This is a genomic window from Marinobacter fuscus (assembly GCF_003007675.1).
Lineage (GTDB): Bacteria > Pseudomonadota > Gammaproteobacteria > Pseudomonadales > Oleiphilaceae > Marinobacter > Marinobacter fuscus.
The window spans coordinates 1-12,279 of record NZ_PXNP01000104.1; the positions used below are offsets into that span (position 1 = coordinate 1).

The following is a 12,279-nucleotide window of genomic DNA, read 5'->3' on the forward strand; positions in this document are numbered from 1 at the left end:
CTTTCTGATCACTGGGTCAGATTTGCTCTTTAACAAATTGGACGAGATAGAACAGAATATTCTTCTCTCATTATCTCCGAGAGAAGATTGTTCAAAGTGATAGCGATTTCAAGCGTTATCCGGTGTTATCGTTGAGGTTGTTGATGAAACAGCCACAAGAGATTGAGTTCCTCGGAACCCAGTTATCTTGGGGTTATATAGTCAAGCAACTAAGCGCATACGGTGGATGCCTTGGCAGTCAGAGGCGATGAAAGACGTGGAAGCCTGCGATAAGGCTCGGGGAGCTGGCAAACAAGCTGTGATCCGGGCATCTCTGAATGGGGAAACCCACCGATCTTCGGATCGGTATCTTGCACTGAATACATAGGTGTAAGAGGCGAACCAGGGGAACTGAAACATCTAAGTACCCTGAGGAAAAGAAATCAACCGAGATTCCCTCAGTAGCGGCGAGCGAACGGGGACCAGCCCTTAAGCTGAACAACTGGTAGGAGAAGGCTCTGGAAAGTGCCGCCATAGTGGGTGATAGCCCCGTATCCGAAACCTGAGTTCAGTGAAATCGAGTAGGTCGATGCACGAGAAACATTGACTGAACATGGGGGGACCATCCTCCAAGGCTAAATACTCCTGACTGACCGATAGTGAACCAGTACCGTGAGGGAAAGGCGAAAAGAACCCCTGTGAGGGGAGTGAAATAGACCCTGAAACCGTATGCGTACAAGCAGTCGGAGCAGACTTGTTCTGTGACGGCGTACCTTTTGTATAATGGGTCAGCGACTTATGTTTAGTGGCGAGGTTAACCGTTTAGGGGAGCCGTAGGGAAACCGAGTCTGAATAGGGCGAATCAGTCGCTAGGCATAGACCCGAAACCGGGCGATCTATCCATGAGCAGGTTGAAGGTTGAGTAACATCAACTGGAGGACCGAACCCACTGTCGTTGAAAAGCCAGGGGATGACTTGTGGATCGGAGTGAAAGGCTAATCAAGCCCGGAGATAGCTGGTTCTCCCCGAAAGCTATTTAGGTAGCGCCTCGGACGAATACCACAGGGGGTAGAGCACTGTTTGGGCTAGGGGGTCATCTCGACTTACCAACCCCATGCAAACTCCGAATACCTGTGAGTACTATCCGGGAGACACACGGCGGGTGCTAACGTCCGTCGTGAAGAGGGAAACAACCCAGACCGCCAGCTAAGGTCCCAAAGTACCAGTTAAGTGGGAAACGATGTGGGAAGGCTCAGACAGCTAGGAGGTTGGCTTAGAAGCAGCCATCCTTTAAAGAAAGCGTAATAGCTCACTAGTCGAGTCGGCCTGCGCGGAAGATGTAACGGGGCTCAAACTGGTCACCGAAGCTGCGGCTGCATACTCTGTATGCGGGGTAGGGGAGCGTTCTGTAAGCCTGCGAAGGTGTGTTGAGAAGCATGCTGGAGGTATCAGAAGTGCGAATGCTGACATGAGTAACGATAATGCGGGTGAAAAACCCGCACGCCGGAAGACCAAGGGTTCCTGCGCAACGTTAATCGGCGCAGGGTGAGTCGGCCCCTAAGGCGAGACCGAAAGGTGTAGTCGATGGGAAACGGGTTAATATTCCCGTACCTTGGATAGCTGCGATGGAGAGACGGAGAAGGCTAGGTGAGCCGGGCGACGGTTGTCCCGGTTTAAGCGAGTAGGGAGAGGACTTAGGCAAATCCGGGTCCTCAATCCTGAGACGTGACGACGAGTGTCCACGGACGCGAAGTCATTGATGCCCTGCTTCCAGGAAAATCTTCTAAGCTTCAGGCTATTCGAGACCGTACCCCAAACCGACACAGGTGGTCAGGTAGAGAATACCAAGGCGCTTGAGAGAACTCGGGTAAAGGAACTAGGCAAAATGGTGCCGTAACTTCGGGAGAAGGCACGCTGGCGTGTATGTGAAACCCCCGCGGGTGGAGCAGAAGCCAGTCGAAGATACCAGGCCCCTGCGACTGTTTATTAAAAACACAGCACTGTGCAAACACGAAAGTGGACGTATACGGTGTGACGCCTGCCCGGTGCCGGAAGGTTAATTGATGGGGTTAGCATTCGTGCGAAGCTCTTGATCGAAGCCCCGGTAAACGGCGGCCGTAACTATAACGGTCCTAAGGTAGCGAAATTCCTTGTCGGGTAAGTTCCGACCTGCACGAATGGCGTAACGATGGGGGCGCTGTCTCTACCCGAGACTCAGTGAAATTGAAATCGCCGTGAAGATGCGGTGTATCCGCGGCTAGACGGAAAGACCCCGTGAACCTTTACTATAGCTTCACAGTGAACTTTGAGCATGCTTGTGTAGGATAGCTGGGAGGCTTTGAAACCGGGACGCCAGTTCCGGTGGAGCCAACCTTGAAATACCAGCCTGGCATGTTTGAGGTTCTAACTCTGGCCCCTTATCGGGGTTGAGGACACTGTGTGGTGGGTAGTTTGACTGGGGCGGTCTCCTCCCAAAGCGTAACGGAGGAGCACAAAGGTGGGCTAAGCACGGTCGGACATCGTGCGGTTAGTGTAATGGCACAAGCCCGCTTGACTGCGAGACAGACACGTCGAGCAGGTACGAAAGTAGGTCATAGTGATCCGGTGGTTCTGTATGGAAGGGCCATCGCTCAACGGATAAAAGGTACTCCGGGGATAACAGGCTGATACCGCCCAAGAGTTCACATCGACGGCGGTGTTTGGCACCTCGATGTCGGCTCATCACATCCTGGGGCTGAAGCCGGTCCCAAGGGTATGGCTGTTCGCCATTTAAAGTGGTACGCGAGCTGGGTTTAGAACGTCGTGAGACAGTTCGGTCCCTATCTGCCGTGGACGTTGGAGATTTGAGGAAAGCTGCTCCTAGTACGAGAGGACCGGAGTGGACGAACCTCTGGTGTTCGGGTTGTTTCGCCAGAAGCATTGCCCGGTAGCTATGTTCGGACAGGATAACCGCTGAAAGCATCTAAGCGGGAAGCCCCTTCCAAGATGAGATCTCCCCGAGGCCTCGAGCCTCCTGAAGAGCCGTTCAAGACCAGGACGTTGATAGGCCGGGTGTGTAAGCGCTGCGAGGCGTTGAGCTAACCGGTACTAATTGCTCGTGCGGCTTGACTATATAACACCCAAGATAATTGCGGATAACCTGCGAAATCGTTCATCACAGCGGAGTGAAAACTCCCATCTTCTATCCCGTCCAACCAGTGATCAACCGATTTGCCTGACGACCATAGCGGTCTGGAACCACCTGATCCCATCCCGAACTCAGAAGTGAAACAGTCCTGCGCCGATGGTAGTGTGGCGTTGCCCATGTGAGAGTAGGTCATCGTCAGGCTCCTAATACCAAACCCCAGTTTCTATGAAGCTGGGGTTTTTTTATTTTGGGCCTAAGACAAGTTAGATGCATCTGAAACTAAAACCCCTGCGCCTCACGGCGCGGGGGTTTTTCGTTCCGAGTTTTGCAACAGGTTGTGGAAGAGGTTTGGAAGCTGGATAAACCCCGATACGGTGACGTTAAGGGCGTGTTCTCTTGATGTTAAATTTCTCACCATTCTGAGTTGCCTCTATGGATACCTCGTCGGGCTTAAACTGGTACAGATAGCCTGGAATGTCGCGCCCTTCAAACGTTCGTTGTACGAAGTTGTAGACTTGGGGTTCAACGATCGGGCCGGGGTAGAGATAACCCTTGGCCTTACCTTTCTTCATAAACAAAACAGAGTACGCTGGCACCTCGACGTCGATCGTAATTGGTAATCTATTCCGGGTGGATCTGGAGTCCTGGTTGAAGAACGCCCAACTGTCGTCGACGGAGGTGGCAAATTCGTTGAGGTAGTGCGCAAAGTCGCTATAAGTTTCGCTCGTATTATTGGGTACGACATCCATTGTCACGACAACAGATCTTCCCGACAACCAGGCCTCCGCCAGTGGGCTGCCTGAGGGGTCTGCTTGTGCACAGGCACTGATCATGGCGCCCAGTGCCAAGGGCGTCAGGGGGCGTAACAAGGCCATAGCAGGGTTACTCCACGTTTTTGATCGGAATTGGCTGGTTGTTGGTGATGGAGCGCTGGTTGAAAAAGAATTTGAATGTGTATGCGTCACCGTAGGGATCCAGCCGTTTGTCAAAGTGCGGGGTATCCGGGTTGGAGAAGTCGCCGCCCCAGCGGAAGCCAGCGGCTTTCAGGTCGCTAATCAGATTATCCGCTCCGGTTGTCTGGTTTCCAGCCGCAAAGGTGCGGCTGGTGTTCCAGTTGTCACCATCCACAATATTGCAGTCGATTGCATGCCCTATCAGGTGCTGTGAGCGCGTAGCAGGGGTAACGACGGCTCCGGAAACTGGAGCGCCGTTTACCCGGAAGGCCTGATTGAGCACCAGTTTAACGGATCTTTCTCCAGCCTTGGTGTTAGCGGTTTTGATCAGGTCTACGGCCTCTGATGCCAGCACCACATCGCCTTCGCGTACTGAGCCATGATTCAGAACCCGGAAGCCCGCGCCTATCTCCACATGCTCAAGAGTGGAGCTGCTCACTCTTACAAGGTCGCCGGTACTGCTATAGCCCTGATCCAGCCACCGCTTGAGTTCGCTGGCCGTTTGCTGATCCAGGCGTCCACTCATTGTTTGAACAACTTTGCGGGTGTCGGCCACTGCGGCCTGATTGCACAGTCGGTAAGGGTGGCTATTCAGGCACCATTGAAACATCTTCAAGGCGCGCTCGGTGCCTGGGCCAAACTGTCCGTCTACGGAGAGAGGAATGTTCACCGCCTGCAATGATTCTTGCAAGTTGGTGACATAGGTTCCGATATTCGGCCGTTGGTGGCCACCCCAGATTTTTTGTTTGTCGCTGTCACCGCGTTTTAATTCGAAGGAACCGAACAGAGTCGATGTCGTCATAGGATATCCTTATCACCTCCGGTTACGGGATTGAATTATTACCGGAGTATCGTTTTAGTCAGGTGAATGGCAGGTAAACAAAGCAATATGTCTTGGTATTGCCCTGTATATTTTGCTGTTTTTCGGTTTGGACAGTAAGACCGGGGGGCAAGTCTGTCAATGACGGTTTCATTTACATATAGTGGGCTCGCGTCACTTCGGGTTTCTGCATGCGAAGGGGTAATCCAGGCCGTTAACGCTGTTTCAGGTTCAGAGTGTAACCAAATCGAAATTGACAGTAGCGAAAGGCTTGTATAACTTTTAGCTTGAAGTCCGCCAGGTAACGGCATTTTTTGTTCAGGGATCAGGAACATGTATATTTTTTTGGCATGTGCAATGCGTGCTCTGGAAATCCGCGAGTCAAAGCGGGTTGCGTGTATTAATACCTTCCTTTCCCCTGAAATAATGCCCGCCTGTCACGAAGTAGTGCTGCTGTGATTAAGCGTATTGTGGCTCGATTTCTTATTATATTGACTGCCGCAACCGCGACTGGGGTATACGCAGGAACGTTTAGCTTTTTAAAGAAATATGATGTTCTGCTCTTTCCGCGGGTTGAAGGCAGCTTGAGCAATCATGGAAAGCCCCTTGTCGATGTGGAAATCATTCGCGAAGCGACGTATGACGAAGTGGAAGCGACGACGGTCTATACGGACTCTCATGGTCGTTTTTCTTTTCCGGAATGGGTGACCCGTTCGACCACCCCGGGTAAGCCACTGGTTGAAGCCCGCCTTCGTCAAGTTATTGCAGCCAGGTATGAAGGTGAATATTACGTTCTCTGGCAATACACAACCGATCAAACCGACCAGGTACCGGTGGTTGCTGAACTTCTGAAGAACCTGGATTGTGATTTGGAAAATAAAGAAATTGATCACTACTTTGCCGTCCAAGGTAAGCCTGATTTGAGTCATGTCGTAGGAAGCGTTTGTCGCTGGGAACAGGCTCCCGAAAAATGAGGTGTTCTCTATGGTTTTCAAAAGGTTTATTAGCGATGAAACTGGCGGTTTCTGGTGTTGTGGTGTTGTTAGCGCTGTTGTATTCGGAATACGGAGTTACAGGAATGTTTGGCATTTTTGATAAGGCGGAAGTGCATCTTTCACCTGAAGTCAGGGGAGTTGTTACGCTAGGTGGTGAGGCCCTTTCTGGGGTCAGGGTGTATCGCACGCTTGACTATGACCGGGAATATAAAGATTGGACGGTTACAGATGGTGAGGGCAGATTTTCTTTTCCAGAAATGAACATCAAGTCCCGTAGGCCCAAGCAGCTTGGTGATGAAACCAGAGTTCGTCAGGTAATCGGGCTGGACTATGAGGGTAAGAACTACCTGCTCTGGTATTTTGTTCCAGGTGGAATAACACCTCGGCAAGCGGCATCAGATCGTCTGGCAGATATGGCATGCGAGCTCTCAGTGCCTGAGACAGAGCAGGTGTTTGAAAATAAAGAACACCCGGATTTTCCGCACAGTATTTTTAGCATTTGCCGTTGGTAATTTGTTGTACAAATAGAAGGAATGACGTTCATGAGGACAATATCTCCAAGGATGGCTGCAGAGTTTGCAGAATTGGTTTACCAGTTTCGATCTGCCAATAGTGAGGGTAACTATCGTATTCCAACCGCTCACCTTTCTCTTTCCCGTGCTTTTGACTTGAACCTTTCAGGTGGGCCTGTCCTTGGGAAGACGGGCGGAATGTTCGGGTTATTTCAAAAGACTTCGGGTTTCGCCATTCTTGGAACGGGAAAGCAGGCTTTTCTTGGTCATCATGTCATCGCGGTTCGTGGAACCGCTACAAGCTATGACTGGCTGACCAACGCTAATGTTGGTGTTTCCGCTTCCTTCAACGGGAGTGCAGTTCATTCAGGTTTTAATGCCACGTTTACCAGCATGCAGCCAGCACTTGAGCGACTGCTAACGCCGTCAATGGAGCAGCCGAATGTCCGAGGCCTTCATTGCGTGGGCCATAGTCTGGGCGGAGCTCTGGCTTCATTGGTGGCGGACTGGATAAAAGTACGTTATAGAAAGCCCGTGAATCTTTATACTTTTGGCGCACCAAGGGTAGGTATGGTGGGCTATTCCCGGTCTGCTACTGCCGGTATTGAGGCCTTGCACCGCTGCACTCACGGTGCAGATCCTGTGCCGAACGTGCCTTTGTGGCCATTTATTCACGCGCCTGTGTCAGGGGCTGAGTATCGACTCGATAACAGTAGTGGCATAAGTGTTTCAGCCCATGGCATGGGTGAGGAGGATGTTCCCGGCTATAGAAATACCGTTAATGTTGAGGACTGGTCTCAACTGCAGAGACGTTCTGAGAATATTCTCAGCCCAGTAGTTCGGCTGGATTACGAGAGGCGCCACGAAGCTTTTTTCTCAGGGCAATGGGCCGATAAACTGTCGGCGGCTTTGATTACCTTGTTGAAAGATGCGGGGTATTATTCCGCTGTTTTGGCGCAGGCTACGATTGGCTCTGCCCTGACATTTTACGATCTTTTGGCGAAAACACTGGAAAAAATAGCGGCTGCATCCGGTCGTTTCGCTGAGCAGACCAAAGGGCTGCTTGGTCATATGCTTGCTTTCGCACGGGTTGCTGTAACAACAGTTGTCGATCTGACATTCAAATTTATCCGCTGGGTGTTTGATCAAACAGCTGGCGCGTTATACCGTGCGGTCAAGCAGGCGATTGAGAGAACCTGATGGTTGGCGACGCTCTAAATTCTGCGAGGGATACCAGAAATGTTGCAGGACAATGCCTTCTATATCCGAAATGAACTGAACCAGGTGATGGTTTTTACAGCAATGCCCAGGCTGGACGAGTCGGGGATGCCGGAGAGCGAAGCTTTCTTACCGCATGCGACTTACGCCAGAGAAGCATTGCGTGTCATCCTCGATGCCCAGCAGGATCCCTTTGCAAATCTGATGACAGACCTCTGGTTGTACACCTACGCGAAGCCATGGGCGGTGCCGGATACCGCGGAGAAGCTGGTTTCCGATATTGCTGACAAGATCGAGAACAGGGAGTTATTTGTCTATCTGGATTGAGGTTTGGGGCTGGGTTGGGAGAGTCTCTGAAAGAAAGAAGCCCTCAAATGAGGGCTTCTTTCGGTTCTGGGCTTTTTACTGAAGCTTGGGGCCAGCTTCAACAATGGCCTCTGCCACATCGAATTTCTTGAAGTTATCCACAAACTGGGCAATCAGCTCCTGAGCCTTGCCGTCGTAGTACTCCGGGCTGGTCCAGGTGTTGCGCGGGTTCAGCAGTTCGGTATCGACGCCCGGGATATGCTTTGGCACATCCAGATTTAGCGCATCCAGATGCTCGGTCTCTACATCATCCAGGTCGCCATTTTGAATTGCCGCAATAATGGCGCGGGTTGTCGGAATGCTGAAGCGCTTGCCTTCGCCGTAAGGGCCGCCAGTCCAACCGGTATTTACCAGGAAGACCTTGCTACCGAATTCGTCAATCCGCTTCATCAGCAGTTCAGCGTAAACACCGGCCGGACGCGGGAAGAAGGGGGCGCCGAAGCAGGTGGAGAAGGTGGACTTGAGCTTGGAAGAGGAGCCCATCTCTGTGGAGCCAACCAGGGCGGTGTAACCACTCAGGAAGTGATAGGCCGCAGCTTCACGGCTGAGCACCGATACCGGTGGCAGCACACCCGTCATGTCGCAGGTCAGGAAGATAATGTGCGACGGCTCACCGGCTCGGTTTTCCAGAACGCGTTTCTCAACGTGCTCCAGCGGGTAGGCGCAGCGGGAATTCTCGGTCAGAGAGACGTCGTTGTAATCCGGCTCACGGGTTTCCTCGTCGATCATTACGTTTTCGACGATGGCACCAAAGCGGATGGCGTTCCAGATGATCGGCTCGTTCTTCTCGCTCAGGTCAATGCACTTGGCGTAGCAGCCACCTTCAATATTGAAGACGGTTCCGGGGCCCCAGCCATGCTCGTCGTCACCGATCAGGAAACGGTGCGGGTCAGCCGACAGGGTGGTTTTACCAGTACCGGACAGGCCGAAAAACAGGCAGGTATCGCCGGTTTCGCTCACGTTGGCCGAGCAATGCATGGGCAATACGTCTTTCTCGGGCAGCAGGAAGTTCTGCACTGAGAACATGGCTTTCTTCATTTCACCGGCGTAGTGCATGCCAGCCAACAGAACTTTGCGTTTGGCAAAGTTGATGATTACGCAACCGTTGGAGTTGGTGCCGTCGCGCTCGGGCACACACTCGAAGTTAGCCGCGTTGAGAATTTGCCATTCCTGCTTATCAGCGGGATTGAAGCTGTCGGGGCGAATGAAAAGGTTACGGCCGAACAGATTCTGCCAGGCGGTTTCGGTGGTCATTTTTACCGGCAGGTAGTGCTCGGGGTCTGAGCCAACATGTACGTGAGAAACAAAGCTGTCTTTCTCGGCAATGTAAGCTTCAACCCGATCCCAGAGCGCGTCGAACTTGTCAGCATCGAACGGGCGGTTGATAGGGCCCCAGTGGATGTCGTCTGAGGTGCTTGCCTCTTCAACGATGAAGCGATCCATCGGAGACCGACCGGTACGCTCACCAGTGGTTACCACCAGAGAGCCGTTAGCGGCCAACTGGCCTTCGTTTCTTGCCAATGCCAGCTCGACCAGTCGTGCTGTACTCAGATCATTATAGGTGCTGCTCACTTCGACCTCGCCCTCGGGATGTCTTCGTGATTGCCCAGCCCGCCCCCGAACATTGACGGAAATCTGAACAATCGGGTCAATTCAGGCGCGCTATTATGCCAGAGACGCCCGTAAAAAACGACTGCGCTGTAACCCGCGCCAGGTGCGGGTTACAGACAATTCGGGATGGCAGTCAGTGTAAAGTGTGACCAGTGAAAAGATGATCAATATCATTCCGGTTAAAGCGATAGCTGGCATGACAGAACTGGCAGTCCATATCGATGCTGCCTTGTTCCTCCAGAATGCTATAGCACTCGTCCTTACCAATGGATTCCAGCGCTGCCAGCGTCCGTTCGCGGGAACAGCTGCAGCGGAAGGCAACGGGTTCCGGGTCGAAAAGGCGTACGGTTTCCTCGTGGAACAGGCGGTGGAGCAGGGTTTCGCTGTCCAGTGTCAGCAGTTCCCCGGCTTCCACCGTTGCCGCCAGGTGATTAACCCGATTCCACAGGTCGTCGTCTTCATCGGTATGGCCGGGCAGGCGTTGCAGCAGGAGCCCCGCAGCACCGTCTTCATCGGCGAACAGGAACAGGCTGGTGGCAATCTGTTCAGACCGTTCAAAATACTCTTCCAGGCAGTCGGCCAGATTGTCCGATTCCCGGGGTACCACGCCCTGATAGCGTTGCCCCTGATCCGGTGTGATGGTGATGGCCATGCGACCTTTGCCCAGCAAGTCATCGAGGGTTTCGCCGGTAACCGCTTCTGCGTCGAAACGGGCCAGACCGCGAATATGGCGATCATGGCTGCATTCGGTCATCAATGTGCGCAAGCTGCCCTCTCCTGCGGCTTGCAGCGACAGTGTGCCCTTGAACTTGAGTGTACTGCTCATCAGCACGCTGGCCACCAGGGATTCACCCAGCAGTTGGCGTACCGAGGCAGGATAGGGCGCCTGCCCGGAAATTTCCCGGAAACTGTCACCCAGTTGCACCCAGGCACCCCGCACCTGGCTGTGTTCGAAAATAAAGCGTTGAAACTGGTCTCGGGATGCCATGGGTTCTCCTGAAAAATGAGTCGGTTCTGCTGTCGGGAACCGGGTAATCGAAAGGTGTTTCAGAGACCGTTCTGATCACGGAATCTCTGGATATCGCGACGGTCTTTCTTGCTGGGTCTGCGGGCGGGTGGAAGCTGGGCTGCCTGCATGGTTTTACGCTGCCAGGCCATATCTTCCCGCCGTTTCTGGCTGTCTTCGGTTTCGTGATAGAGCTTTTGAGCTTCCGGGGCGCCCCGGCGGCGATCACTGATGTCATCGACGACCACTATTTTTTCCTGCCGGCCCAGTCTCAGGGTCAGTCTGGCACCAGTCTCCACAACTTTTCCCGGTTTGGTGCGCTGGCTGTTGTAGTGAACCTTGCCACCCTCAATCGCCTCTTTGGCCAGTGATCGGGTTTTGTAGAACCTGGCTGCCCAAAGCCACTTATCCAGTCGCACTTTCTGGTCAGGTGTGTCTGATGCCGTCATATCTCCTCGCTGTGGGCCTGCACCGAATTACGTTTGATTATAGCCGTCTCAGTTGTTTGATGGCAGTGGTCGGTGCGAGCGCAGATCAGGTAGAACTTCGTCAAAATGCAGGATTCCCGGAATTTCCGGATGGCGGTCGCGAACAGGTTGCTGGCTGTCGGGCGCCAGAACGGCAAGGCAGTGTTGAATGCCCGCCTTCAGAGCGCTTTCGAGTACGGGGAAGCTGTCATCCACCATCAGGGTGGTCTGGTGGCGATAGGGTGTGTGCTTCTGGAGATCCTGCCAGAATGCCGGATCTTCCTTGGGTTTGCCCAGCTCGTGGCTGGAGACAATGGCATCGACGTGTTGATCAAGGCCGGTACGCTCCAGCTTGAGCGCCAGTGGATCAGGGTGGCAGTTGGTTACGATGACAGAATGAAGACCGGCTTGCCGAAGGCTTGCCAGAAAATCGGTGACATGAGGGCGGTAGCCGATCCGGTCACCTACTTCCGCTTTCAGGCCGGTTATGTCGACTGAGAGCTTCTGGCTCCAGTAGTCGGTGCAGTACCAGTTCAGCGATCCACGTTCAGCCATGATCATGGGAATCAGATAGTCCCGGGCCTGCTCGGTGTGCATGTTGAACTGTTCGGCATAGCGCCTGGGAAGATGCTCTAGCCAGAAGTGGTTGTCAAAATGCAAATCCAGCAGAGTTCCGTCCATATCGAGGAACACTGTGTCGAGAGATGACCATTCCACCATAGCAAAGCAACCTGAAAAAATTTTCTTCAGGCTGCCTTAGAATATCCGCAGTGACAAGCCGGAATTATACCGACTCGGCCGACTACTGGCCGGACTGTTCCACGGTATCAGCCTTGCGCCCCGAGCGTGTGCAGCCCAGGCAGCGGACAAACGTCGCTTCGGCCGGGCCCAATACCAGCACCTTGCCTGCTTCACCGGCGTTGCCACCCAGAGCCGAGAAGGGCAGGGAAACCAGGTAAACCGCACTGCCGACAATCGTGGTGGCCAGTAATGCCGGGCGAACCAGCAGGGCGTCTGCTGTCATGGCGAGGGCCGAAGGGCTTTCGTCAACGGCCTGGGCATGGCCCAGCGACGAGAAGGCCAGCAGGCAGGCCGCCGCTGTGGCGATCAGAGTGCGTGAAATCTTGCGCGTCATGTCAATTCTCCTGAACTTGTCAGCCAGCCAATCCCGATCGGCTGGCTTTCGGTTGCCTGCAGGGTATCGAGCCCGGACAGGCCACCGAAT

General features: G+C 53.4%; 11 protein-coding genes and 2 rRNA genes. 6 read left to right on the plus strand and 7 right to left on the minus strand.

Going from position 1 to position 12,279, the window contains the following annotated elements:
* Nucleotides 1-199 precede the first annotated feature (199 nt).
* Nucleotides 200-3,091 (plus strand): 23S ribosomal RNA (locus tag C7H09_RS15715).
* Between the two features lie 101 nt (nucleotides 3,092-3,192).
* Nucleotides 3,193-3,307, plus strand: a 5S ribosomal RNA gene (gene rrf / locus C7H09_RS15720).
* A gap of 179 nt (nucleotides 3,308-3,486) precedes the next feature.
* On the opposite strand, the gene C7H09_RS15725 is transcribed toward rrf, so the two are convergent.
* Both C7H09_RS15725 and C7H09_RS15730 read right to left on the minus strand, forming a co-directional pair.
* A complete protein-coding gene (locus C7H09_RS15725) occupies nucleotides 3,487-3,981 on the minus strand; it encodes a hypothetical protein (RefSeq protein WP_106764433.1) in 495 nt (164 codons plus the stop codon).
* A 7-nt stretch (nucleotides 3,982-3,988) separates the two neighbouring features.
* On the minus strand, nucleotides 3,989-4,861 hold the full coding sequence (locus tag C7H09_RS15730) for a M15 family metallopeptidase (RefSeq protein ID WP_106764435.1): 873 nt from the start codon (nucleotides 4,859-4,861) through the stop codon (nucleotides 3,989-3,991).
* Between the two features lie 473 nt (nucleotides 4,862-5,334).
* Here C7H09_RS15730 and C7H09_RS19795 point away from each other — a divergent pair, with 473 nt between their 5' ends.
* Genes C7H09_RS19795 through C7H09_RS15750 form a run of 4 tightly spaced genes read left to right on the plus strand, consistent with a single transcriptional unit; the run spans nucleotide 5,335 to nucleotide 7,931 of the window.
* Nucleotides 5,335-5,853, plus strand: coding sequence for a DUF6795 domain-containing protein (locus C7H09_RS19795; protein ID WP_133166243.1), 519 nt, complete (start codon nucleotides 5,335-5,337; stop codon nucleotides 5,851-5,853).
* Nucleotides 5,854-5,888: 35 nt separating this feature from the next.
* On the plus strand, nucleotides 5,889-6,386 hold the full coding sequence (locus C7H09_RS15740) for a DUF6795 domain-containing protein (protein WP_206074343.1): 498 nt from the start codon (nucleotides 5,889-5,891) through the stop codon (nucleotides 6,384-6,386).
* A gap of 51 nt (nucleotides 6,387-6,437) precedes the next feature.
* Nucleotides 6,438-7,586 (plus strand): lipase family protein, encoded by a 1,149-nt coding sequence (locus tag C7H09_RS15745; RefSeq protein WP_240616619.1) that lies wholly within the window; start codon nucleotides 6,438-6,440, stop codon nucleotides 7,584-7,586.
* Between the two features lie 39 nt (nucleotides 7,587-7,625).
* Nucleotides 7,626-7,931, plus strand: coding sequence for a hypothetical protein (locus tag C7H09_RS15750; protein ID WP_106764446.1), 306 nt, complete (start codon nucleotides 7,626-7,628; stop codon nucleotides 7,929-7,931).
* A 75-nt stretch (nucleotides 7,932-8,006) separates the two neighbouring features.
* On the opposite strand, the gene C7H09_RS15755 is transcribed toward C7H09_RS15750, so the two are convergent.
* From C7H09_RS15755 to C7H09_RS15775, 5 genes are all read right to left on the minus strand, one after another.
* Complete coding sequence (locus C7H09_RS15755) at nucleotides 8,007-9,542, minus strand: phosphoenolpyruvate carboxykinase (RefSeq protein WP_106764448.1); 1,536 nt, start codon at nucleotides 9,540-9,542, stop codon at nucleotides 8,007-8,009.
* A 172-nt stretch (nucleotides 9,543-9,714) separates the two neighbouring features.
* On the minus strand, nucleotides 9,715-10,569 hold the full coding sequence (gene hslO, locus C7H09_RS15760; RefSeq protein ID WP_106764451.1) for an Hsp33 family molecular chaperone HslO: 855 nt from the start codon (nucleotides 10,567-10,569) through the stop codon (nucleotides 9,715-9,717).
* A 59-nt stretch (nucleotides 10,570-10,628) separates the two neighbouring features.
* Nucleotides 10,629-11,036, minus strand: a complete 408-nt coding sequence (gene hslR / locus C7H09_RS15765; RefSeq protein WP_106764454.1) for a ribosome-associated heat shock protein Hsp15 — start codon at nucleotides 11,034-11,036, stop codon at nucleotides 10,629-10,631.
* 48 nt (nucleotides 11,037-11,084) lie between these two features.
* Nucleotides 11,085-11,774, minus strand: a complete 690-nt coding sequence (yrfG, locus tag C7H09_RS15770; protein WP_106764456.1) for a GMP/IMP nucleotidase — start codon at nucleotides 11,772-11,774, stop codon at nucleotides 11,085-11,087.
* An 82-nt stretch (nucleotides 11,775-11,856) separates the two neighbouring features.
* A complete protein-coding gene (locus tag C7H09_RS15775) occupies nucleotides 11,857-12,189 on the minus strand; it encodes a hypothetical protein (protein ID WP_106764458.1) in 333 nt (110 codons plus the stop codon).
* Nucleotides 12,190-12,279 lie beyond the last annotated feature (90 nt).

What these genes read in the sequence shown, in the direction of transcription:
- C7H09_RS15725 (WP_106764433.1), bottom strand. Translation starts at nt 3,981, where the DNA reads ATGGCCTTGTTACGCCCCCTGACGCCCTTGGCACTGGGCGCCATGATC.
- C7H09_RS15750 (WP_106764446.1), top strand. Translation starts at nt 7,626, where the DNA reads ATGTTGCAGGACAATGCCTTCTATATCCGAAATGAACTGAACCAGGTG.
- hslO (WP_106764451.1), bottom strand. Translation starts at nt 10,569, where the DNA reads ATGGCATCCCGAGACCAGTTTCAACGCTTTATTTTCGAACACAGCCAG.
- C7H09_RS15740 (WP_206074343.1), top strand. Translation starts at nt 5,889, where the DNA reads ATGAAACTGGCGGTTTCTGGTGTTGTGGTGTTGTTAGCGCTGTTGTAT.
- C7H09_RS15730 (WP_106764435.1), bottom strand. Translation starts at nt 4,861, where the DNA reads ATGACGACATCGACTCTGTTCGGTTCCTTCGAATTAAAACGCGGTGAC.
- hslR (WP_106764454.1), bottom strand. Translation starts at nt 11,036, where the DNA reads ATGACGGCATCAGACACACCTGACCAGAAAGTGCGACTGGATAAGTGG.
- C7H09_RS15775 (WP_106764458.1), bottom strand. Translation starts at nt 12,189, where the DNA reads ATGACGCGCAAGATTTCACGCACTCTGATCGCCACAGCGGCGGCCTGC.
- yrfG (WP_106764456.1), bottom strand. Translation starts at nt 11,774, where the DNA reads ATGGTGGAATGGTCATCTCTCGACACAGTGTTCCTCGATATGGACGGA.
- C7H09_RS15745 (WP_240616619.1), top strand. Translation starts at nt 6,438, where the DNA reads ATGGCTGCAGAGTTTGCAGAATTGGTTTACCAGTTTCGATCTGCCAAT.